We start from the raw sequence: 23,552 nt of genomic DNA, 5'->3' as shown, positions 1-23,552 counted from the left end.
TGAGGTGCCGTATTTTTGTAGTTATAAACAGTTATAATCAGAATGTTATTTAAATGTGGATAACTTATTAAAATAAATATTAAAAAGTGGATAGAATACTTGGTAAAGGAGGTGCAAGCTCAATGATGACTTATTTAATGCTTACAGCAAGGATTATCTCTATAATGCTTTTGTTTCTGGTAATGACACTGCTCTCGGGAAGAAGGAAAATAGGTGAAATTCCTGTGTTTGATTTTTTGGTAATTATAACTTTAGCTTCAGTGGTTGGTGCCGACATAGCGGAGCCTGATATAAAGCATTTGCCCGTTGCATATGCTGTGGTGCTGATAATACTTATGCAATATTTTTACGGAGTTCTTATTATAAAGAGCAAAAGGCTGGGGAAGCTGCTTACCTTTGAGCCTGTTGTTGTTATAGAGAACGGACAATTTGTAAAAGAAAACTTAAGAAAACTGAAGTATAGCATTGATACAATACTTATGATGCTCCGGGAAAAAGAGGTTTTTGATGTCAGTGAAATAGAGTTTGCCATAATAGAGTCCACAGGACAGCTCAGTATACTTAAGAAATCCCAGTATCAGCCGTTAACTCCAAAGGAAATAAAGCTCAACACAAATTATAAGGGATTATGCATCCCTTTGATTGTTGAAGGAGAAATATACGAGGAAAACCTGGTCCAATTGAATTTGAGCAAGGAATGGCTGCATAATCAGCTCGAAAAAAGCAGCATAAGCTCAGAAAGAGATGTATTTTATGCGGCAATAAATACTGATGGGCAGCTATATATATCAAGGGGCAAGGATGATATAAAGGACATACACAATATAAGGCATTGAAAGCATAATACTTTTATTTGGACATGCCACAGAATTTGCTTCAGCAGGAAGGGAATTTACTGCAGGATGGAGAATATTTGAAGGTATTAAGAGGACTGCAGAGCGTTTTGGATAGGATATTCCTGTCTGGAGGGGAAATGATGGATAAAAAGCTGCATGAGGGACACCGGCAAAGAGTAAAAGCGAGGTACTTAAGGGAAGGGCTTGATGCGTTTGAGGATCATCAGGTGCTGGAAATGCTTCTTTTTTTCTGCATACCTATGAAGGATACAAATGAGCTTGCACATAAAATGATAAAGGAATTTGGGTCTCTTTCGGGGCTGTTTGAGGCCGGCCCGGAGGATATCTGCAAAAGGTGCGGGGTCAGTGAGAATACCGCAATTCTGGCATCTCTTGTTCCGTCGCTGGCAAGAAGATATTTTAAAGATAAGTGGAGAGACAAGCCCCTGCTTAACAGCTCGTTAAAAGCGGGGGAGTACGCGGTTTCTCTGTTTGCAGGCAGGATTTACGAGGCTTTTTTTGTAATATGCCTGGATTCTCAAAACAGGGTAAACTATTCTGCTCTGGTACATGAGGGTACAATAAATGAAGCGCCTGTGTACCCAAGATTGATTGTTGAGGCTGCGCTGAGGCATCAGGCCAGCGGCGTAATACTTGCACATAATCATCCCGGGGGCAGCTTAAGGCCGTCGCAATCAGACCTTGAAGCAACTAAAAGAATAATCACGGCACTTGAGGCAATATCAATTAAAGTGATTGATCATATTATAGTGGCGGGGGACAGATATACCAGCTTGACTGAAAGAGGGCTTATAAATGCTTGATATTTTAATTCAATAACTATATAGAATATAAATTATTTTTTGCAGACAAATTAAAAGATCTATCGTACTATTCTTATATATCATTAAAGATTTTAAGGGGTAAATTCTCTATGAAAAAATTTGTATTGATTTTTATATCAGGCATAATGCTTGTAATGCTTTCGGGATGTGCGTTATCAATAAACGGAAAGAAGATAATTTCCTTTAACGAAAGAGAATCCTTTAAATGGCCGGCGGGTAATAATTCTCTTGAAAAGGCGGAGGTAATAAGCGAGCCGTTTAAGAAAGACGGAAGGCTTGTTGTTGCCAACACAGCAGGAGAAATAGTATTTAAATCATGGGAAGAGGATTCAATTCAGATAACTGCATTAAAGAGTGTAAAGGGCGGAGGAAGCCAGAAGGATTTAGAGCAGCTTATTGATAAAATTAAGATTGATGTGGATAATAACAACGGAAATATAAACGTAAATGTAAAATATATTACGGGAATGTGGGGCATTAACAGACAGAAAGTAAATTTGGAGATTGCGGTTCCCCAAAATGCCGAGATTATAAGCGGTAACTCGACATCGGGAGACATAAGAGCTTCAGACATTAACGATGTTAAAGAGCTGAATTTATCTTCTGTGTCGGGCAGAATTGAGATAAGAAGCTCCTCATCGGAAAAATTTAGTGTAGGGACAACATCTGGAGGAATAAATGTTGAAGATTGTAAAGGGAATATGACACTGCAAACCATTTCAGGAGAGATTACTCTGGAAGAGGCAGTGGGAGAATTAAAATGCAGGACTACCTCAGGGAGAATTAAAGCGGATGATGTAGAGGGGAGTATGACAGCTTCAACTATATCGGGGAGCATAAATGTAAGCGGTACGTACCTTGGGAGTATATCCGATTTTCGCACGACATCGGGGAGCATATATGTAGAGGCCGAAAGGATAGACGACAGAGGAGAATATAAGCTAAGCTCCGTTTCAGGCTCTGTTAAGTTGATACTTGATGAAGAAGCTTCTTTTAACTTAAAGGCCAGCTCTACCTCGGGACATATAACAAACAGGTTTGACATGAGCCGGGAGAATGAGGGTGCTTCAAAAAAGAAAGTAAGTGGCAGGGTCGGTTCGGGAGGTGCTGATATAAATATAAGCACTGTATCGGGAGGTATAAGTATATTGAACTAACAGGCAGGATAGAGCGAAAGTTAATTGAGTCTGTTTTTTTCTAAAAACTATAAGGAGTATTTGACAATTTAATATTACAAAGATATAATATAATTGTGATTAGACTAAAATAAAATATATTATTTGATGTATCGGTGAGATATGAAGAAATTTATTGGTAGAGAATCAGAATTAAAAACCCTTGATCGTGAGTTCAATCGCGGAAGCGGCTTTGTAGTCATATATGGACGAAGACGAGTCGGAAAGACTACACTGATAAAGGAGTTCATTAAGAATAAAGATGCGATGTATTTCCTTGCTACAGAGGAATTGGAGATTGGGAATATGAAGCGCTTTACTAATACTTTGACGGAATACACTAAGCAGGATTATTTAAAAAATGCAAGTTTTTCTGATTGGGAAGACTTGTTCAAAATATTTGCAACACATAAGCCTGATGCTAAAAAAGTACTGGTAATAGACGAATTCCAATACCTTGTGAATGTTAACTCCGCGTTTGCGACAATTTTTCAAAGAATATGGGATGAAATACTGAAAGATAAAAATGTGATGATTATCCTTTGCGGGTCGCTAATCAGTATGATGATGGCTCAGGTACTCTCATACAGTAGCCCTTTATATGGAAGAAGAACAGCGCAAATACGTTTGTCTCCTTTAAAATTTACAGATATTATGAAGTCGAATGCCAATAAATTTTTTGAGCAGCTTGTAGAAGTATATTCTGTTACAGGGGGAGTTCCGAAATACTTTGATTTCTTTGATAATGATGAACCATTAATAGAAAATATTGAGCGTGAAGTTCTTCAAAAAGGTGGCTTTTTATATGAAGAACCAGTTTTTTTGCTGGAAAAGGAAGTCAAAGAACTTGTGAGTTACTTTTCTATTATGAAGAATATTGCAGCTGGTAATCATAGGGTATCTCAACTTGCAGGTGTTCTGGAAATGCCTTCAAATGCATTAAGTCCATATCTCAAAACTCTTATGGATTTGGATCTGGTTGAAAAACGGATACCTGTCACTGAGAAACAGCCTGAAAAGAGCAGGAAGGGTTTATACTTTGTTAATGACCACTTTATAGAATTCTGGTTCAGATTTGTTTATGCTTACAAAGGAGAACTTGAACTTGAAAATACTGAATATGTTTTAGGAAAGATAAAGAAAAGCTTTATTGAAAAGCATGTCAGCTTTGTATATGAAGATATTTGCAGGGAGCTGCTTGCGTTGTTGTGCAGTGAAGGGAAGATAAATTTTATACCAAGTAAAATTGGATCTTATTGGGGTCCTAACATCGAAATTGATGTTGTAGCACTTGACGAAGAAAGAAAAAAGGTATTGCTTGGGGAGTGTAAATATCACAACCAGCCGGTGGATGCAGATGTTTTTTTTGAACTGAAAGGGAAAGCTGAGAAAATTATTGAACTAGCAGAATATGAAAAAACTTTTATATTATTCTCTAAGAGTGGTTTTAGTGATCGACTAAAAGAATTGGCAGAACAAAATTCCAATGTTATACTTGTAAATAACGATAGTATTGTTTAATTGTGGTATGAACTGCTCTTTTATAAATGAATAGAGATTTATACAAAGCACAAAACAGATTTGAGAAGGGCTTTTGGCTTTGGCATCAAGTTAACAACTGAAGTATATAGCAGCAAAGGCGGCATATCCGATGAAGATTTGGATATGCCGCCTTTGCTATGAGAAAAGGTACGGAAACTTTATAAAAAAAGCATTGTTATTTTTTCATAGAAATGGATTTTTTAACCTTTTCAATTATATTTTCCTTGTTCAGACCGAATCTCTCCATTAGTGCTTCGGCATTGCCCGATTTGCCAAAGGTATCCTCCGTGCCCACTTTCAAGACAGGAACGGGAACAGTATCAGTGACAACTTCACTGACGGCGCTTCCAAGGCCTGTCAAAACATTGTGTTCCTCGGCGGTTATAATGGCCCCCGTTTCTTTTGCCGCGTTTATAATAGCATCCTTGTCAATAGGCTTTATAGTATGCATATTAAGGACTCGGACATTGATATTTTCCTTTTCCAGCTCTGCGGCAGCCTTAAGTGCTATTTGCACCATTATTCCGGTTGCAATTATGGTAGCATCCGTGCCGTCCTTTAAAGATTGGGCCTTACCTATTTCAAATTTATAGCCGGGGAATTCGGTGACAACGTCAACGGCCAGCCTCCCAAGCCTTAAATAGCAGGGCCCGTTATAGCTTGCTATTGCACGCACGGCTTGCTTTGTTTCATTTCCGTCGCAGGGGCAGATGACAACCATTTCGGGGATAGCACGCATAAGCCCGAGATCCTCAAGACATTGGTGTGTAGCACCGTCCTCTCCCACGGTCAGGCCTGCGTGAGTTCCTACTACTTTGACATTGAGATGGGGGTAGGCCAAGGTATTCCTGATCTGGTCATATGTCCTTCCGGCTGCAAACATCGCAAAGGTATGGATAAAGGGGATCTGCCCAAGAGTAGACATACCGGCGGCGATTCCAACCATGTTGGCTTCCGCAATACCTACATTATAGAAACGGTCAGGATATTTCTCGCCAAACATGCATGACATTGTGCATGTTGAAACGTCGGCATCAAGCGCGACAACATTAGGCTCCTTCCCGAGCTCGGACAATGCTTCTCCATATGCGTGTCTTGTTGCTATTTTATCAGCCATTTTCAACCCTCCAGTTTAAGATTTTTATTATATAATTCTTCAAAGGCTATTTTAAATTCTTCATCATTTGGAGTTTTACCATGCCATTTCGATTTGCCCTCCATAAAGGAAATACCCTTGCCTTTAACCGTGTTGGCTATTATAATTGTAGGCTTTCCCTCTGTGGCGTTGCCCCCGTCGATAGCAGCGGCAATTTGCTGTACATCATGCCCGTCAATAGATATTACATGAAATCCGAAGCTTAAAAATTTCTTTGTAATATCACCCGTATTAAGGATTTCTTCGATGGTTCCGTCAAGCTGTACCTTATTTGAGTCTAAAATTACTATGAGGTTGTCGAGCTTGTGGGCTGCTGCAAACATGAAGGCTTCCCATATCTGACCTTCGGCAATTTCACCGTCGCCAAGTATTGCATAGGTGGTGTATTTTTTGCCAAGCTGTTTAGCGGCAAGAGCCATCCCTACGGCTGTTGACAGGCCCTGGCCCAGTGAGCCCGTAGACATGTCCACACCGGGTACGTGTTTCATCTCAGCGTGCCCCGAGAGGTAGCTGTCTATATTCCTGAAGGTGCTAAGGTCTTCAATGGGAAAAAAACCACGGGTAGCAAGGGTAGGATATAGAGCCACCGTTGCATGGCCTTTTGAAAGAACAAATCTGTCCCTGTCTTCCCATTGCGGATCCTCGGGACGAATATTCATTTTTTCAAAATACAGAACAGACATAATTTCCGAAAGGGAAAAGGCGCCTCCTATATGCCCGGAATGGGCGCTTTGAACCATTTTAAGGCCTGTTATTCTTAAGTTTTGGGCAATACCGCCAAGCTCTCTAGCTCTCTGTGCATTCATTGTAATCATCCTTTCTTTATTTAATAGCAGCAGTAACCGCCATCGATAACTATATTGCAGCCGGTAGTGAAGGACGAAGCACTGCTTGCAAGATAAAGAACCGCGCCGGCCAGTTCATTAGGCGTACCCAGACGCTTTATAGGAGACATTGCAAACCATGTGTCCATCCATGCTTTGTTTGAAGTGGGGGGAGTCATATCCGTACAGATATATCCGGGACTTATGCAATTTACCCTTATATTGTGCTTGGCCCATTCACATGCCAAAGATTTTGTCAGATGAATTACACCTGCCTTTGCCGCATTATATGCAACCTGTTCCTGGGGATAGTTTACGATAATTCCGGACATTGAGCCGGTGTTTATAATTGAACCGCCGTTTCCATCGGCTATCATGCACCTTCCCGCAGCTCTGGCTACAAGGAATACAGCATCAAGATCTATAGCTATTACCTTACGCCATTCCTCAAAAGTCATGTCCTCACACTTTACACAGTATGCGATGCCTGCATTGTTATGAACTATGTCAATGCGCCCGAATTCATTTTTAATCTGTGCAAAGGCTTCGTTTACTTCTGATTCCTTTGTCAGATCCACTTTGATGGAAAAAGCCTCTCTTCCAAGCTCCTTGATTTGTTTTACCGTCTCACTGTCTTCAAGTATATCAAGAATTGCAACATCTGCGCCTGCCTCAGCAAGAGCAATTGCAGATGCCTTGCCTATTCCTCTGATTCCTCCTGTAACCACAGCCTTTCTGTCAGTTAACATAAAATAATCCAGAATACTCATGAGTATCACTCCTTTTAAATTGTATAATAAAACATTAAAATTGTAATTTTTATGATATATTTACATAATATAACATGGCATGATAATATAATACTTGAGTAGAATAGTAAGAAATGCTATCCCTGAAAGAATATTTTGTTCTAAATAATAAAATCGATTATTTTAAAAGTTTCCAAGTAATATTTTGTCATTGCGATTGATGCACCGATTAGAATTCCCGATTCATTAAATTCGGATATTCTAAGATCAAGCCTGTCGTAGAGTACACTTGGAAGAAACTCCTGAAGGTGGTATCTCAGCTTTGCCAAAAAACGCTCACTGTGAATAATCCTGTCTCCAAGCACTATTACCTCGGGGTTTATGATAAATATAAGTCCTGTAAGACCATAGGCCAGCAAGCGGGACATACGGTTCATTGCCCACACGGCAAGCTCATCTTCCTGCTCATATGCTTCATATATATCGTCTAACCCCGATTTATCATTTAGCGAGGTTTCAGGGAAATCCATGAGCCTGTCCAAAATATTATTCTGCAAGGCGCGAGGTGAGGCATACTCTTCAAAAGTTCCGCGGTATTGGCTGCTGCTGTTGGGGCTGTAATTGACGGCATTAAAATTGATTCCCATATGCCCGACCTCACCTGCTACACCATTGCTGCCGTGAAAAAGCTCTCCGTTTATTATTATACCGGCACCAAAACCAATGCCTCCAATTATGCTCAGCATTGACCCCGCAGCAGTTTCTGAATTTTTGGTGTAAGCATTCCATTCCGTAAGTGCGCTTAAATTGGCATCATGATCAAGCATTATATGATAATCCGGAAACATTTTGGACATTTTCTCCCTGAAATCAACCTTGCTTAATTCCGGAAAGCCGTCGGTCTTTGCGATTATATGTCCGTCATACCTAAACAACCAGCCTAATATAGCTATAGATATCCCCATTACCTTTTTTTCTTTACGGTTGTCAAGCAAATATTGCGTGTTTTTGCGAAGAAGCTCCAATATGGTATCAATGCCGTCGTCATTTGCAAAATTCTCTTTTCTCAAGTCACTTATGTCTCCATGAATATTACAAAATGCAAAGCTTATTTCGTAACGGTTGATACGGATAACCAGAGTAACGACATCAAGCATATCAAGCCTTATGCCGGCAGTTTTACGACCGTTGCTGGCAATCACAGAGCCTGCGTCCCTGACTATACCAATTTGGGTAAAGTCATTTATAATATTAGTGATTGTAGCTTTATTAAGGCCTGTCTGTCTTGCGAGATCAGCACGCGAGATGCTATCATTCCTTAATAAAATTTGAAGAACCGTACACCGGTTTTTTTTACGCATATCCTCGGAATTTCCGCCCAATTTCATGCAACTATGCCTCTTCTCGTAAAAATAATAAAATTAATAAATTATTTTTGTCACCAGACACGAAATATTTGTTAATCGTATAAACTATTTAACTTATATTTTTATGATATTGGATAAAGCTTTTTTTGTCAAGCTATTTTTTCATAATAATTTTGACTGTCCTAAAGTATACTTATATAGAGGCCATTTACAATATATTTGTTGAGACAATGCTATTCTTGGCTTTGCATATTTTATTTAATGTTATATAAGCGTTTAAAAAGTTTACCCAATAAACTTTTATTTCAAATAAACTTACATAAGAACATGGGAAAAAAGCTTACTAAATATATTTAAAAAATACATGCTTTTACCACAGGAAAAAGATTTTTTGTAAATCATAATAATATAAACACAGAGTCCAACAAAAAAATAGGTTTATTAAATAAACAAATGCAAGCCTGATATTTATGTTAATTCATCAAATTGCACAAATAATAGATTTAAAACTGCTTGACAATTAGTAAAAATGTGATAGTATATAAACTATAGACGCGAAATAAGTTAAATCAATAAACTAAATAAAAAATTTAAAAACAAATCAATTGCTTTATATTCGGGAGGAAACAATTATATGTTAACAAATTCCCCGGTATCACAAATATTTTATCTTTTATAAAAACAACTAAAGAAATCTAACTTTTTGACTGCCTTGCTGAATTTTATAAATTTATATGGATTATCTGATTTATAGTTATTCTGGTTATTTTTGTTCTTAATGCATAAAGCTATTTACAATCAGGATTTTGTTGCTGTCTGATAGACAGTGACTTTATTCCGCATACATATTTTGGGCCCATTTATGTGTGCGAAATATATAAACTAAAAAACTTATAAATGGAGGTATCAAAATGAAGAAGAAATTTTTCAAATCCTTGAGCCTGATTATCTTATCTCTGGCAATTTTTGCCGTATCGTTTGCAGGCTGTGGGTCGGGGCAAAATGAGCAAAATCCATCTGCAACTACTCCTGAAGGAACAACGGCTGATCAGCCTAAAAAAAGCACCGAGCTGGTTGTGGCATCTGTTAACAATGGCCCTATGGTTACTATGAATGAGCTTTCAAGTGAGTTTACTAAAGAAACCGGTATTAAGGTTACCTATGTAATGCTGACTGAGAATGACATACGATCCAAAATACAACAGGATGTTGCGGTTGGCAGCGGACAGTTCGATCTTGTCACCCTTGGTACGAATGACATAGGGACTTATCTTGATAATGGGTGGACAACCGAGCTTCAGCCCTTATTTGACAAAATGTCCGATGCCGATAAGACCGCATATGATTTTGATGATCTTATCAAAGCCAATATCCCTGCTTATTCTTCTGCAACAAAGGGACTGGCTGCCATTCCCCTTTACGGTGAGAGTACAATGATCATGTATCGTAAGGATCTCTTTGATGCAGCCGGGCTTACAATGCCTGAAGAACCTACATGGGAAGAGGTTTACCAGCTTGCAAAGAAGCTTCACGACCCTTCAAAGAACATAGTCGGTATGGCTCTTCGCGGAAAGCCCGGCTATGGTGAAAATATGTATACCTTCGGAGCAATTCTCTATGGATATGGAGCGCAGTGGTTTGACATGAACTGGCAGCCACAGCTGCAGACACCTGAAATGAAAGCTGCGTGGGAATTTTATAAAAAGCTTGAGACAGAATGCGGTGCAAAGGATGTTACTTCAAATGGGTATACCGAGACGTTGAATCTTATGGCAAGCGGAAATGCCGCAATATATTATGATGCTACGGTATCTGCCGCAACCTTCGAGGCTGACAATTCACCTATCAAGGGCAAGATGGGCTACGCCCTGTCGCCAAGCGGCCCCGGCAAGGGAAACACTCAGACAATAGGCGGATGGGGACTGGCTATTACTTCTTCAAGCAAAAATCAGGACGCTGCATTTAAATATCTTACCTGGGTTACCGGCAAGGACTATGTAAAGCTTGTTGCCGAAAAGAAGGGCTGGATCAATGTCCCCTCCGGCGCGCGTACCTCAACCTATAAGGATGCTGAATACCAAAAGGTCGCAAGCTTTGCCGACATTACTTTAAAATCTCTGTCCGGCGCGTCCTTTGACAAGCAGGCTGTAAAACAAACGCCGTATACCGGCAATACTTTGCCCAACATTCCCGAATACGCAAGCATAGGTGAACAGGTCGGACAGCTTCTTGCAGATTATGTATCGGGAGGAAAGTCTATTGACAATGCTCTTGCAGAAAGCCAGAAAGTGGCCTTACAGGCTATGAAGGACGGTGGCTATATAAAATAAAATACCTTACTTTAAGGGATTTTAAAAAAGACCTTCAAAACGATATTTAATCCGTCAGCAAAGCTCTACGGCGTGATCATAAACGCTCACGCCGTAGAGTAAATGACAACAGAAAATAAATTGAAAGCGGGTGGAGCTCAATAATGCAGACAACTAAAACCTTAGTGAAACCCAAAAAGAGTCCGATCAGATACCTCTTATTACCTGCTGTAATTTTTGTGGCGGTTGTGACACAGATCCCATTTTTGATGACCATAATTATTTCTTTCTTAAAATGGAACGTTAAAAGGCCGGATATACCTGTAACCTTCGCCGGATTTGACAATTATGCCTATATATTTACTGATTCCAAATTCTACAGCGTGCTGATAAACAGTCTTGTTCAATCCGCTGTTTCACTGGTTTTGTGTACCGTGCTGGGCTTTCTTCTGGCTTTGCTCTTCAGTAAAAGCTTTAAAGGGATAAACATTGCGCGTTCCTTTATCATAGTTCCGTATTTTGTTATGGAGTCGGTAACTGGTATTATATGGAAAACATTGATGTTAAGTCCGTCTTTCGGAATAAACATGGTATTGTCTAAATGGATTGGTATAGAGCCTGTTGCATTTTTCAGCAGTCAGCTTTCCTTAGTGACTATTATAATTCTGATAGTGTGGCAGTGGACTCCATTTTTGTTTATGATCCTTCTGGCGGGCCTGCAGAATCTGTCGGAGGATGTGCTTGAAAGCGCAAAGATAGATGGCGCACATGGACTGAAGCTTTTGTATTATATTAAGATACCTATGCTTAAGAGTTATTTTGAGGTTGGTATGATGTTCGGACTTATTAATATATTAAAAGTGTTTGGCCTTGTATTTGTAACGACACAGGGAGGGCCGGGAGTTTCATCGGCAAACCTACCGTATTATGTTTACCGCACAGCGTTTTATGACTGGCAGATGGGACGTTCGGCCGCAATTGCAGTTATAACCGTAGCTATTACCCTTATTGTAATTCAAAGCTTTTTCAACCTTATAAGGCGCAGACAAAAGGGGGTGGCCTGATATGGATATATCATTAAAAAAGAGAATGGGAAAGCATATCGTTAATGTTTCAATATGGATTATTGCATTGCTTTATTCATTTCCTATACTGTATATGGCGGTTACAGGATTCAAACCGGAGGAAAAGGTTGCTCCTCCTCAACTGTTTTTTACGCCTACCTTTGAAAATTACAGGGCAGTTATTTCAAATGAGCTTACACTGCATCTTTTCAATTCAAGCGTAATAACTGTTATTACGGTGCTTATAGCCGTGTTGCTGGCGGTGCCTGCCGCGTATGCCATAGCATACGGAAAGCTGAAGAGTGCCCAAAGCTATTATTACTGGTTTATAACTACTACACTGCTTCCCGCTGTGGCAGTTGTAATTCCTATTTACCTTGCGCTAAATTTTACAAAGCTTATTGATTCAAGAACGGGACTGGTGCTTTTATATGTCGGTGCGGGCGTGCCGCTGATGATATGGCTGGTCAAGACGTTTTTTGAGGATGTGCCCTTTGAGCTTATAGAAGCTGCTGATATAGATGGTTGTAACCGCGTTATGTCATTTTTTAAGATTATACTTCCTCTGATAAAGGGAGGCATTTTTTCAACGGCAATGCTGGTATTTATAACTACATGGAATGAATTTTTCTTTGCGGTTAACATGACGTATAACAAAGCGGCAACACTAACCGTCTACCTAAACAGGTTTTTAACGCAACAGGGATATTTTTGGGCAAAGATGTGTGCCGCAGGCACTATTGTAGTTTTTATTCCGATAATTCTTGGATTTTTTACCCAGAAGGCTCTTGTAAAGGGGCTTACAGTCGGAGCTGTCAAGGGATAGGGTAAATATCGGGAGCAGACTGTGAGCAGTAAGCCTTTGGCTGAGTATTGTATAGAGCTTGGCCGGTTAAGAGGTATATTTATGGATATGAAAGGTATAGAAGGAGTGGGCGGTATGGATGGTATGATGAAGGTTGCAATGATGAATAAACCCGGAAGGTTTGACTTTGAACAAAAACCGATACCGAAGCTTAAGCCCGATTGTGTGCTGGTTAAATTGGAGTATGTCGGTATATGCGGTTCAGATATGCACCTGTTTGAGCATGGATATATAGGAGAAAATTATGTGAAGGAGCCTATGGTACTTGGGCATGAGCCCGGCGGTATTGTAGCGGAGGTTGGCAGCAATGTAAGCAGCTTGAAGGTTGGAGACCGTGTTGCCGTTGAGCCGGGAGTGCCATGCTGGCACTGTGAATTTTGCAAGAGCGGAAAATATAATCTTTGCCGCAATGTATATTTCTATGCTTCACTGCCTGTCGTTGAGGGCTGCTTTGCAGAGTATATAGCTCATCCGGCAAATCTTTGCTATAAGCTTCCCGATAATGTAAGCACAATGGAAGGGGCGCTTATGGAGCCTCTGGCAGTAGGAATGCACGCCGTAATGCAGTCCGGCATCAGAGTGGGCTCTAATGCTGTTGTAATAGGGGCGGGATGTATAGGCATTGTAACAATGCTTTCTCTTAAAAGCATGGGAATCAGGAACATCACTGTTGTAGATCTTGTTAAAAGCAGGCTGGATCGCGCTTTGGAATTGGGGGCTGCAAATATTGTAGATGCTTCTGAGACTGACGCGGTGAAAAAGATCCTTGAGCTTACCTGCGACGGGGCGGAATTTGTTTTTGAAACAGCGGGCTCAGAGGTAAGTATATTCCAGACTGCAAAAATGGTAAAGCGCGGAGGCACCATTACTCTGGTGGGCTATACAAAGGACGGAACAGCTAAAATGAATGTAAACTGGATTATTGACAATGAAGTTACAGTTAAAACGGTTTTTCGCTACAGAAATATTTATCCACTGGTTATTGAGGCTGTATCCGGCGGCATAATTCCGCTAAGAAAAATTGCATCCGATATTTATGATTTTAATGATATCCAGACTGCTATGGAGAATGCCATTAATAACAAGGATACCGTAATGAAGTGTGTTGTCCGTATCAGCCCGGATGCAAAATAAGGCAAATTGACAAAGGAGAATGGCGCAGAATGAGGAATCTTGTTGCAGGTGCTGACTTTGGAAGTGATTCGGTACGTATTATAGTTATTGATGCCATGACTGGCGAAAGGCTTGTAAAGGCTGTTTGCAGCTATCCCAGATGGCAGAAAAAGCTGTATTGTGATGCTGCAAAAAATCAGTTCAGGCAGCATCCGCAGGATTATATTGAAAGCTTTGTACAATGCATGAATTCTGTTATGGAGCAGCTTGGGGAGAACAGGAGGGGTGAACTCCGAAGCATTGCCATTGATGCTACGGGATCTACGCCTTGCCCTGTGGACAGAAGAGGAGTTCCATTAGCCCTGCTTGAGGAGTTTGCAGACGATCCGGACGCCATGTTCCACCTTTGGAAGGATCATACGGCGGTTGAGGAGGCTAAGGAAATAAATGAGGCTTTTTCCAATGCTAAAATCGATTATACAATGTATCAGGGTATTTATTCGTCCGAATGGTTTTGGTCCAAAATACTGCGAACTATCAGGAAAAATGAAAGAATAAGGGAAAAAGCCTGGATGTGGGTGGAGCATTGCGACTGGCTGCCATCACTTCTGATTGGAAAGACTGATCCGGAAACCATGTACAGGGGATCTTGCGCCGCGGGGCATAAGGCCTTATGGAACAGCCATTTCGGCGGGCTTCCCGATAGAGAATGCTTAGAGAGCATTGATCCGTATCTGGCGTTGGTCTATGATCGGTACGGGAGCAAGCCCCAGCCCGCGGGTACGTGTGCGGGAGTGATTACAAGGGAGTGGGCTGAAAGATTGGGTGTCCCTCAGGACACTATAATAGGAGGAGGTTCATTTGATGCACATGCGGGTGCAGTAGGTGCAGGCGTATCTCTGCGTACAATGGTCAAGGTTGTAGGCACATCCACCGTTGACATGCTTATTGAGGCTTCGGAGAATGTTGAAGGAAAGGATTTAAGAGCATATTGCGGACAGGCGGAGGATTCAATTGTTCCGGGATATATAGGAATAGAAGCCAGTCAGGCGGCCTTCGGCGATGTTTACGCATGGTTTGCGGGTATTCTGATGTGGCCCGTACGCGAATTGATAAATAAATCCCAGCTGCTTGACAGTGAGACCAGAGAAAGGCTTGTTAATGAAACAGCCGCTAGCCTCATCCGGCAAGTGGAACAAAAGGCAATGCTGATTAATGATACTGACATAATTGCTTTGGACTGGTTTAACGGCAGAAGGTACCCCAACCTAAATGACAAGCTGAAAGCTGCCGTAATGAATCTTGGCCTTGGAAGCACGGCACCGGAGATATATCATGCGCTGGTAATGGGTACGGTATTTGGCTCCAGACATGTATTTGACAAATATACAGCCAGCGGCATTAAGATAGAACGCATTATAATGGTAGGGGGAATAGCCAAGAAATCACCTTTTGTAATGCAGATGATGTCCGACGTATTGCAAAGGCCGCTTATGGTTTGTAATGAGGAGCAGACCTGTGCGTTTGGCGCGGCAATATATGCGGCAGTCGCGGCGGGCTTTTACCCCGATGTACCTACGGCACAGCGGGCACTGTGCGAGCCTTTCGAAGCAAATTATTACCCCATTGCCGGCAACCTTGCAAGGTACGAGGAGAAGTACCAAAAATACCTTGTGCTTGGCGGCTTTGTAGAATCAGTCACATAAAGAAATACAGGCGATACAAACTAAGAAATGCTTCCTTAAGAAGGAAGCATTTCTTAGTTTGTATCGCCGTTGTTTTTACGGAAGCACCGTGCTTCCCATTAAATACTTATCGCATTCTCTTGCCGCCGCTCTGCCCTCGTTTATAGCCCACACAACAAGACTCTGCCCCCTGCGCATGTCTCCTGCGGCAAAGACTCCTTTAATATTGGTTTCAAAGCTGCCGTAAGCAGCCTTAACGTTTGATCTCGCATCCTGTTCCACACCAAGCGGCTTTAAAACAGTATCCTCCGGACCAAGGAACCCCATCGCAAGAAGCACAAGTCCGGCAGACATTACCTTTTCTGTTCCGGGAATTTCAACGGGGACAAAACGTCCGGCACCGTCCTTCTTCCATTCTATTTTTACTGTATGAATTTCTTTTACATGCCCATTGCCGTCACCCACAAATTTTTTGGTGGTAATGCAATATTGACGCGGATCTGCTCCGTACAGAGCTGCTGCTTCTTCCTGACCGTAGTCCATTTTATAAACCTTGGGCCATTGAGGCCAGGGGTTGTCACTCTGTCTTTCAGAGGGGGGAGAAGGCATAATTTCAAGCTGCGTGACACTTTTGCAGCCATGACGGATAGAGGTACCCACACAGTCTGTTCCCGTGTCCCCTCCTCCTATAACTATAACATCCTTACCGTTTGCATTTATATAGTTTCCGTCTGCGTGAGCAGAATCAAGCAGGCTCTTAGTATTGGCATGAAGGAATTCCATAGCAAAATGGACACCTTTTAATTCACGGCCCTCTATGGGAAGGTCGCGGGGCTTTGTAGCCCCTCCGCACAACACTACCGAATCATAATCTGCAAGGAGCTTTTCGGCAGGATAATCCTTGCCTATCTCTGTGCCTGTAACAAACTCAATGCCTTCAGCCTTCATTATATCAATCCTGCGGTCTATAACAGCTTTGTCCAGCTTCATGTTTGGTATGCCGTACATCATAAGCCCGCCAACTCTATCGGCACGCTCGAATACTGTGACAAGATGGCCTGCCTTGTTTAATTGAGCTGCACACGCCAGCCCCGAAGGCCCTGAGCCTACCACAGCAACCTTCTTTCCGGTACGGGATACCGGAGGCTGGGGTATAACCCAGCCCTCCGAGAAGGCTCTGTCAATAATAGTGCATTCATTGTTTTTTATGGTTACCTGAGGCTCGTTAATTCCTACGGTACAGGAGCCCTCACAAGGGGCAGGACACACCCTTCCCGTAAATTCAGGAAAATTATTTGTCCTGTGAAGACGCGCGATGGCTTCTTTCCATAGTCCCTTATATATAAGATCATTCCACTCTGGAATTAAATTGTTTATAGGACAGCCTGAGGCCATTCCGTTCAGCAAAATCCCCGTATGGCAAAAAGGTATTCCACAGTCCATACAGCGTGCTCCCTGATTGCGCTGTGCCTCTTCCGGCAGATGCAGGTGAAATTCCTTCCAATCCTTTATCCTCTCCAGAGGAGGGCGATCTGCGGGAAGCTCACGCTTATATTCCATAAATCCAGTTGGTTTACCCATTGTACTTCCTCCAATTCTAATTAATTGCCACCTACACGGGCAACATCCTTATTGTTTGCTTCAAACGCCGCCATAAGAGCATCCTGGCCGCTTAAGCCCGCATCCTGCATCTGCTTTATAGCCTGAAGCATTCTCTTATAGTCCTTAGGCATAACCTTTACAAACAAAGGAACGGTTTTATGCCATTCGGAAAGGATTCTGTCGGCTAAGCCGCTGCCTGTATATTTAAGATGTCTTTCAAGCATTGCTTTAACTTCCAGTATTTCCTCGGTATCCTCAAGACTTTCAAGGCTGACCATTTCCTGATTGCATTTTGTGCTGAAGTCTCCCGTGCGGTTAAGAACATACGCAACACCACCTGACATACCGGCTGCAAAGTTGCGTCCTGTAGAACCGAGAACAAGCACCTTTCCTCCCGTCATGTACTCACATCCATGATCGCCTACAGCCTCTACAACAGCATGCACACCGCTGTTTCTTACACAGAAGCGTTCGCCTGCTATTCCGCGTATATATGCCTCGCCGCTTGTAGCACCATAAAATGCTACATTTCCGACTATAATATTTTCTTCCGGTACGAATGGGGATTCCTTAGGAGGATATACAATTATTTTCCCTCCGGACAGCCCCTTTCCTATATAATCATTTGAGTCACCCTCAAGCGTCATTGTAATGCCTTTGGGTACAAAGGCTCCAAAGCTCTGGCCCGCCGAGCCTTTAAAGGTAAGTGAAATAGTATCCTCGGGCAGTCCGTCTCCGCCATAACGCTTAGATACCTCACTCCCCAGTATTGTACATGCAACCCTGTTAATATTCTTTATAGGCAGCGTTGCAGTCACCTTTTCAGCATTCTCAAGTGCCGGCTTGCATATTTTCAGCAATTCCTTCATATCAAGGGTCTTATCCAGCTCGTGATCCTGCTCTATCTGGCAATATCTGCCGATATCTGCCGAAACATGGGGCTGATACAGTAGCGGGGACAGATCTATTCCTGAAGCCTTCCAGTGATCCTCAATTTTCCTTGCCTCCAGCTTGTCAGTGCGCCCTATCATTTCGTCAATTGAGCGGAAGCCAAGCTCTGCCATAAGCTCACGCATTTCCTGTGCAACAAAGTGCATGAAATTAACCAGATGCTGGGGATCACCACTAAACCTCTTTCTGAGCTCGGGGTTTTGTGTAGCCACTCCGACAGGACATGTATCAAGGTTGCAGACTCTCATCATAACACATCCCAGAACAACGAGAGGAGTGGTTGCAAATCCGAATTCCTCAGCTCCTAAAAGTGCAGCTACTACAACATCCCGGCCTGTCATGAGCTTGCCGTCTGTTTCCACCGTAATACGGCTTCTCAAGTTATTTAAAATCAGTGTCTGATGTGTTTCGGCAAGACCCAGCTCCCAAGGAAGTCCGGCATGTCTTATGCTGGATCTTGGCGATGCTCCGGTTCCTCCGTCATATCCGCTTATCAGAACAACATCGGCGCGTCCCTTTGCAACTCCTGCCGCAATAGTTCCGACCCCTACTTCTGAAACAAGCTTTACACTTATTCTTGCATCCCGGTTTGCGTTCTTTAAATCATGAATAAGCTCGGCAAGATCCTCTATGGAATATATGTCGTGGTGAGGCGGTGGGGATATAAGCCCTACCCCGGGGGTTGAGTGCCTTACCTTGGCAACCCACGGATATACCTTTCTTCCCGGAAGCTGGCCTCCTTCACCGGGCTTTGCGCCTTGAGCCATCTTTATTTGAATCTCTTTTGCATTCACCAGATAGTGGCTTGTAACACCAAAACGGCCTGAAGCTACCTGCTTGATTGCACTGCAGCGCGAATCGCCATTGGAGTCGGGAGTAAAACGGCTGACGTCCTCTCCGCCCTCTCCGGTATTGCTCTTGCCCCCGATTCTGTTCATGGCTATTGCCATAGCCTCGTGAGCTTCCTTGCTTATAGAGCCATAGGACATAGCTCCTGTCTTAAACCTCTTGCATATCGACTCAACAGATTCAACCTCATCTATTGGTATGGGGTTTTCAAGCGTTTTAAGCTCCATAAGCCCACGTAAGGTACACAGCTTCTGGCTTTCATTATTTAAAAGACGCGAATACTCCTTAAACAGTCCATAATTATTCGTACGGCACGCGTACTGAAGCGTATGAATTGTTTCTGGATTAAACATATGGTATTCGCCGTCTTTGCGCCATTGGGTGTTGCCTCCTGAGTCAAGAGTGCCTTCTTCTGCCACATGGCTGCTGAATGCGCTGCTGTGAAGCTTTATCGCCTCATTGGCGATAATAGTCAAATCTATTCCGCCTATACGGGAGGGGGTTTTTGTAAAATACCTGTCTATAACCTCCTGACGGATGCCTATTGCTTCAAAAATCTGGGCGCCCTGATAGCTCTGTATAGTGGAAATACCCATTTTGGATAATGTTTTTACAACACCTTTTACAGAAGCCTTTATATATTTGCCTATGGCATAATCAGGCTTGATATCTGTAAGCATACCCTGACTTATCATAGACTCTATACTCTCAAATGCAAGGTATGGGTTAATCGCTGACGCTCCATAGCCTATAAGCAGCGCAAAATGGTGAACCTCGCGGGCCTCACCTGTTTCAACAACAATGCTTATACGCGTACGGGTACCCTCACGAATAAGATGGTGGTGCAGACCCGAAACTGCAAGCAAGGCAGGAATGGGCGCATAGTCCTTGTTCATGCCCTTATCGGAAAGTACAAGTATGTTTGAACCTTGAGATATAGACTCACTGGCGCTTTTAAATATGTCCTCAAGAGCTGCCGCAAGGCCATTTTCTCCCTCGGAAACCTTAAAGAGCATAGGAATGCGGCAAGTCTTAAAGCCATCTTTGTCTATGTTCAGTATTTTAGACATTTCTCCGTTATCTATAACGGGATATTTCAGCTTTATTTGGCGGCAGCTTTGAGGGGACGGAGTTAATAAATCCCCTTCGCTTCCCATCATGGTCTCCGTTGCAGTAATAATTTCCTCGCGAAGAGCGTCAATGGGAGGATTGGTCACCTGCGCAAAAAGCTGCTTAAAGTAAGTGTAAAGAAGCTGCGGCTTTTCCGATAAAACAGAAAGAGGTGTATCTATTCCCATAGCTCCTATCTGCTCTATCCCATCCTTGGCCATAGGGCCTAGTACTGTTTTAAGGTCTTCATAGGTATAACCGAAGGCCTTTTGGCGTATAATAGTAGTGTTGTAATCTGGTTCATCCATCTGAGGAGCAGTTGGAAGATCCTCAAGCGTTATTAAATTTTCATTCAGCCACTGCCTGTAGGGATGCTGTGCCGACATCTTCTCTTTAAGCTCATCATCATTTATAATTTTGCCCTCGACAGTATCTATCAAAAGCATTCTTCCGGGATGAAGTCGTTCCTTGCAAAGCACGCGCTCAGGCTCAATATCAAGAACGCCGACCTCCGATGCCATTATAACAAGGTCATCCTTCGTAACATAGTAGCGTGCGGGGCGTAAGCCATTCCTGTCAAGCACGGCACCGACAACAGAGCCGTCTGTAAAGCCCATGGCCGCAGGACCGTCCCATGGCTCCATAAGGCAGCTATGGTACTCGTAAAAGGCCTTTTTCTCATCACTCATGCTTTCGTGGTTTGACCACGGCTCAGGTATCATCATCATGACGGCATGTGGCAGCGAACGCCCTGCCAGTGCGAGAAACTCCGTGCAGTTATCAAACATTGCCGAGTCGCTTCCGTCTGGGTTGATAATAGGGAATATCTTTGAGATATCGTCCCCGAATAAGTCCGATTTAAGCATCGACTGACGGGCAGACATCCAGTTTACATTACCTCTTAGTGTGTTAATCTCTCCGTTATGAATCAGGTAACGGTTAGGATGTGCGCGTTCCCAGCTTGGGAAAGTATTTGTGCTGTAGCGGGAATGCACAAGCGCAAGCGCAGATTCCACAGAAGCATCCGCCAGTTCGGTATAAAAGGAATCAACCTGTTCTGCGGTAAGCATTCCTTTGTATACAATTGTTTTAGAGGAAAGACTGGCAATATAAAAATGCTCGTTGTTATCTATAGCACTTTTTTCACAAAGCTTTCTTATTACATAAAGTTTTCTTTCAAATGCCATTGAATCCTTTAAATTCGGGCTGCGGCCTATAAAGGCCTGGCGCATAAAGGGCATACAGGCTTTAGCCGACGCTCCTACGGAGGAATCGTCTACGGGGACGTCTCTCCAACCCAAAAAATTCTGTCCTTCTTCCTTAACAATACGTTCAAAAAGCTTTTCAATGGCTGAACGCTTATTTGCATCGGATGGCAGAAAGACCATTCCAACGCCATATTCCCCAGGCGAAGGCAAATCAATACCTGCTTTTAGACATTCCTTTTTAAAAAACAGATGAGGAATCTGAATAAGAATTCCCGCACCATCTCCACTGTTGGCTTCCGCGCCGCATCCGCCTCGATGAGACAAATTAACAAGGATGGTCAATGCCTGCTGTACGATTTGGTGGGATTTTACACCTTTGATGTTTACCACAAAACCCATACCGCATGCATCATGTTCAAATTGAGGATCGTAAAGTCCCTGCTTAGGAGGTATTCCATTAAGTTTCATGTCAAGCAACCTTTCTAAACTTCATTGTTATATTTTTATGTTAAAGCAGGGGCCTGTTTTGGCCTCCTGCATCAGTGCCATGCCTTTAGGGGATTTTTCCACCAGTCTGTAAGTTAATTATGATAAATAGGTCAGACTTAAAATGAATAATTATCAAATCAATCCTTCAAAAAGAGCATTATCTATTTTAAACCGCGTATCCTTAAATTTGGGATACAAAAAAGACATAACAACAAAGACGCTTGCCCTCTTCATTGAGTATGTCTTGGAAAAACCTTTGAGTACATCTTCGCACTCTAAAATTATTCAAAAAATATGCTTATCCGCATTATAAACAAATACATTTGACGTAATGTACATATTTAGTGCTATAATTATAACATGCTGATGTGCTACATTCAATAGAAATTATAAAAAAAAATAAAAAAACTGCAACTTGTGGAGATAATTCTTGCAAAAACCCTCTGCGTTGTACATTCTAAAGTACACGAATGCTCTTGCTTTTAAAGGCAAAAGACGTTTTTGTACTCTAACCTTTAGACACTGAAGTATTATAAAACATTTTTCACAAACTTATTATAAGCTACAGCGGCTATAATAAATATTGAGATAATTCTTACTGCAAACTTTGCTGCTGTGTCAAGCTTTACATTTTTTTTGAAGGATATTAAGCTGCGGCTTGCAATAATTACATTTATTCCATATATAAGATATAAGATTATCAACGCTGTCAGTATTTTTAATATAAATAAGTTTATATATAATGAGCAGTATATGTAAAATAATATTACAATAAGATTTCTTGTGATATGAATTCCTATATCAAACCTTTTGAAATCTAAAGAGTCATTGTCGCTGAGATCCCGCTTTTCGGACATATTGTTTTTGTCCGAAGCTTTATTTTCTTCAGGATCATTCGCATTACCTAAAAATATAAATGCTATAAATTTGAAAGAATCTGCAACGATAATAATTGATACAAAGGTAAAAAAAACATCATGGTTTGCAAATATAATTACTAAAGGCAGTACTACTAATAAAAATAGAACTAACATAAATTTTTGAGAAGGCATAAAAATACTCCCAGTTTTAAATAATAGGATAAATTACCTCTACATTATAAATTAAATATACATTAAATGACAAGTTTTTTTGATATATATTTATTTTTTTAAATACAGAGGTCTGAAAATATAAAATTCAGAAAGGCCGCCGGACACTTTAAGCATGTCCTTGAGAATAAATAAAGAGATATTAACTAAAAATATAGTAGTAAATAATAAAATCACAAAGGAGGAGCAGCGATATGGCGAGGACACTTGTAGCTGTTTTTGATAAGTATGATCATGCCGAGAATGCCGCGAGGAAGATAAAGGACAGGGGCTTGAAAACCGACGACATATCTATCGTGGCAAAACACGGAGAGGAACAAGGGATGGATCAGCCGGGGGGAATAGGGGCAAGCATGGGAAGAAATGACGGACAGGTAAACGATAACATATCTGACGGAGTAGTCACAGGAGGTATCTTAGGAGGACTTGCGGGACTTGTTATAGGAGCGGGAAGCATGGTGATACCGGGATTTGGAATAATTGCGGCAGCGGGTCCTATAACAGGTCTGATATCAGGTGCGGTAACAGGAGGGATAGTGGGAGGACTCGTAGACTTAGGTATTCCTGAGAATGAAAGCAGGCAGTACGAAGAAGACATAAAATCTGGAAAGATACTGTTCAGCATGAAGACAGATGAGGATAAAATAGACAGTGTATCTTCAATTCTTAGAAATAATGGTGCGTCAAAGATAAAAAGCTATTAAAACAAAGTCTTAAGCAGA

Annotated in this window: 17 protein-coding genes; 10 read left to right on the top strand and 7 right to left on the bottom strand. The window is 41.9% G+C overall.

Features of this window, described 5'->3' with window-relative positions; genetic code table 11:
* Positions 1–122: 122 nt before the first annotated feature.
* The 4 genes from DFR58_RS11735 (at position 123) to DFR58_RS11720 (ending at position 4,377) form a co-directional block, all read left to right on the top strand.
* Positions 123–836, top strand: a complete 714-nt coding sequence (locus DFR58_RS11735; protein WP_341457402.1) for a YetF domain-containing protein — start codon at positions 123–125, stop codon at positions 834–836.
* Between the two features lie 23 nt (positions 837–859).
* The gene (locus DFR58_RS11730) at positions 860–1,660 is read left to right on the top strand and encodes a JAB domain-containing protein (RefSeq protein WP_479722739.1); all 801 of its coding nucleotides are present in this window, start codon (positions 860–862) and stop codon (positions 1,658–1,660) included.
* Positions 1,661–1,770: 110 nt separating this feature from the next.
* Positions 1,771–2,838, top strand: a complete 1,068-nt coding sequence (locus tag DFR58_RS11725; RefSeq protein WP_114298037.1) for a DUF4097 family beta strand repeat-containing protein — start codon at positions 1,771–1,773, stop codon at positions 2,836–2,838.
* Between the two features lie 141 nt (positions 2,839–2,979).
* A complete protein-coding gene (locus DFR58_RS11720) occupies positions 2,980–4,377 on the top strand; it encodes an AAA family ATPase (protein ID WP_114298036.1) in 1,398 nt (465 codons plus the stop codon).
* Positions 4,378–4,573: 196 nt separating this feature from the next.
* On the opposite strand, the gene DFR58_RS11715 is transcribed toward DFR58_RS11720, so the two are convergent.
* The 4 genes from DFR58_RS11715 to DFR58_RS11700 all read right to left on the bottom strand — a co-directional run bounded on the left by DFR58_RS11715 (position 4,574) and on the right by DFR58_RS11700 (position 8,515).
* Positions 4,574–5,515 carry a transketolase family protein gene (locus DFR58_RS11715; protein WP_114298035.1) on the bottom strand — a complete coding sequence of 314 codons (942 nt, stop codon included), beginning with the start codon at positions 5,513–5,515 and terminating at the stop codon, positions 4,574–4,576.
* A 2-nt stretch (positions 5,516–5,517) separates the two neighbouring features.
* Positions 5,518–6,360: a transketolase gene (locus DFR58_RS11710; RefSeq protein ID WP_114298034.1), complete on the bottom strand. Its 843-nt coding sequence runs from the start codon at positions 6,358–6,360 to the stop codon at positions 5,518–5,520.
* Between the two features lie 20 nt (positions 6,361–6,380).
* Positions 6,381–7,148, bottom strand: coding sequence for an SDR family oxidoreductase (locus DFR58_RS11705; protein WP_114298033.1), 768 nt, complete (start codon positions 7,146–7,148; stop codon positions 6,381–6,383).
* A gap of 140 nt (positions 7,149–7,288) precedes the next feature.
* Complete coding sequence (locus DFR58_RS11700) at positions 7,289–8,515, bottom strand: ROK family transcriptional regulator (protein WP_114298032.1); 1,227 nt, start codon at positions 8,513–8,515, stop codon at positions 7,289–7,291.
* 890 nt (positions 8,516–9,405) lie between these two features.
* Between DFR58_RS11700 and DFR58_RS11695 the strand changes: the two genes are divergently transcribed.
* The 5 genes from DFR58_RS11695 (at position 9,406) to DFR58_RS11675 (ending at position 15,551) form a co-directional block, all read left to right on the top strand.
* On the top strand, positions 9,406–10,824 hold the full coding sequence (locus DFR58_RS11695; protein WP_114298031.1) for an ABC transporter substrate-binding protein: 1,419 nt from the start codon (positions 9,406–9,408) through the stop codon (positions 10,822–10,824).
* Between the two features lie 143 nt (positions 10,825–10,967).
* On the top strand, positions 10,968–11,867 hold the full coding sequence (locus DFR58_RS11690; protein ID WP_114298030.1) for a carbohydrate ABC transporter permease: 900 nt from the start codon (positions 10,968–10,970) through the stop codon (positions 11,865–11,867).
* Between the two features lies 1 nt (position 11,868).
* Positions 11,869–12,693: a carbohydrate ABC transporter permease gene (locus DFR58_RS11685; RefSeq protein ID WP_114298029.1), complete on the top strand. Its 825-nt coding sequence runs from the start codon at positions 11,869–11,871 to the stop codon at positions 12,691–12,693.
* Positions 12,694–12,807: 114 nt separating this feature from the next.
* Positions 12,808–13,866, top strand: coding sequence for an NAD(P)-dependent alcohol dehydrogenase (locus DFR58_RS11680; RefSeq protein ID WP_114298076.1), 1,059 nt, complete (start codon positions 12,808–12,810; stop codon positions 13,864–13,866).
* A 29-nt stretch (positions 13,867–13,895) separates the two neighbouring features.
* On the top strand, positions 13,896–15,551 hold the full coding sequence (locus DFR58_RS11675; protein ID WP_114298028.1) for a ribulokinase: 1,656 nt from the start codon (positions 13,896–13,898) through the stop codon (positions 15,549–15,551).
* A 75-nt stretch (positions 15,552–15,626) separates the two neighbouring features.
* Here DFR58_RS11675 and DFR58_RS11670 read toward each other — a convergent pair whose 3' ends face one another.
* The 3 genes from DFR58_RS11670 to DFR58_RS11660 form a co-directional block, all read right to left on the bottom strand.
* Positions 15,627–17,111 (bottom strand): glutamate synthase subunit beta, encoded by a 1,485-nt coding sequence (locus DFR58_RS11670; RefSeq protein ID WP_114298027.1) that lies wholly within the window; start codon positions 17,109–17,111, stop codon positions 15,627–15,629.
* A 20-nt stretch (positions 17,112–17,131) separates the two neighbouring features.
* Positions 17,132–21,718 (bottom strand): glutamate synthase large subunit, encoded by a 4,587-nt coding sequence (gene gltB, locus DFR58_RS11665; RefSeq protein ID WP_114298026.1) that lies wholly within the window; start codon positions 21,716–21,718, stop codon positions 17,132–17,134.
* Between the two features lie 551 nt (positions 21,719–22,269).
* Complete coding sequence (locus DFR58_RS11660) at positions 22,270–22,791, bottom strand: hypothetical protein (protein ID WP_114298025.1); 522 nt, start codon at positions 22,789–22,791, stop codon at positions 22,270–22,272.
* A 233-nt stretch (positions 22,792–23,024) separates the two neighbouring features.
* Between DFR58_RS11660 and DFR58_RS11655 the strand changes: the two genes are divergently transcribed.
* Positions 23,025–23,534: a hypothetical protein gene (locus tag DFR58_RS11655; RefSeq protein WP_114298024.1), complete on the top strand. Its 510-nt coding sequence runs from the start codon at positions 23,025–23,027 to the stop codon at positions 23,532–23,534.
* The last annotated feature ends 18 nt before the right edge of the window (positions 23,535–23,552 follow it).

Source organism: Anaerobacterium chartisolvens, assembly GCF_003337415.1.
GTDB classification, from domain to species: Bacteria; Bacillota; Clostridia; order Acetivibrionales; family DSM-27016; genus Anaerobacterium; species Anaerobacterium chartisolvens.
Note: the sequence above shows the minus strand (reverse complement) of the source record. Positions and strands in the feature narration are given on the sequence as shown.

Bases quoted from the DNA above. Each gene is read 5' to 3' on its own strand.
- DFR58_RS11735 (WP_341457402.1), top strand. From the start codon at position 123: ATGATGACTTATTTAATGCTTACAGCAAGGATTATCTCTATAATGCTT.
- DFR58_RS11730 (WP_479722739.1), top strand. From the start codon at position 860: ATGCCACAGAATTTGCTTCAGCAGGAAGGGAATTTACTGCAGGATGGA.
- DFR58_RS11725 (WP_114298037.1), top strand. From the start codon at position 1,771: ATGAAAAAATTTGTATTGATTTTTATATCAGGCATAATGCTTGTAATG.
- DFR58_RS11720 (WP_114298036.1), top strand. From the start codon at position 2,980: ATGAAGAAATTTATTGGTAGAGAATCAGAATTAAAAACCCTTGATCGT.
- DFR58_RS11715 (WP_114298035.1), bottom strand. From the start codon at position 5,515: ATGGCTGATAAAATAGCAACAAGACACGCATATGGAGAAGCATTGTCC.
- DFR58_RS11710 (WP_114298034.1), bottom strand. From the start codon at position 6,360: ATGAATGCACAGAGAGCTAGAGAGCTTGGCGGTATTGCCCAAAACTTA.
- DFR58_RS11705 (WP_114298033.1), bottom strand. From the start codon at position 7,148: ATGAGTATTCTGGATTATTTTATGTTAACTGACAGAAAGGCTGTGGTT.
- DFR58_RS11700 (WP_114298032.1), bottom strand. From the start codon at position 8,515: ATGAAATTGGGCGGAAATTCCGAGGATATGCGTAAAAAAAACCGGTGT.
- DFR58_RS11695 (WP_114298031.1), top strand. From the start codon at position 9,406: ATGAAGAAGAAATTTTTCAAATCCTTGAGCCTGATTATCTTATCTCTG.
- DFR58_RS11690 (WP_114298030.1), top strand. From the start codon at position 10,968: ATGCAGACAACTAAAACCTTAGTGAAACCCAAAAAGAGTCCGATCAGA.
- DFR58_RS11685 (WP_114298029.1), top strand. From the start codon at position 11,869: ATGGATATATCATTAAAAAAGAGAATGGGAAAGCATATCGTTAATGTT.
- DFR58_RS11680 (WP_114298076.1), top strand. From the start codon at position 12,808: ATGGATGGTATGATGAAGGTTGCAATGATGAATAAACCCGGAAGGTTT.
- DFR58_RS11675 (WP_114298028.1), top strand. From the start codon at position 13,896: ATGAGGAATCTTGTTGCAGGTGCTGACTTTGGAAGTGATTCGGTACGT.
- DFR58_RS11670 (WP_114298027.1), bottom strand. From the start codon at position 17,111: ATGGGTAAACCAACTGGATTTATGGAATATAAGCGTGAGCTTCCCGCA.
- gltB (WP_114298026.1), bottom strand. From the start codon at position 21,718: ATGAAACTTAATGGAATACCTCCTAAGCAGGGACTTTACGATCCTCAA.
- DFR58_RS11660 (WP_114298025.1), bottom strand. From the start codon at position 22,791: ATGCCTTCTCAAAAATTTATGTTAGTTCTATTTTTATTAGTAGTACTG.
- DFR58_RS11655 (WP_114298024.1), top strand. From the start codon at position 23,025: ATGGCGAGGACACTTGTAGCTGTTTTTGATAAGTATGATCATGCCGAG.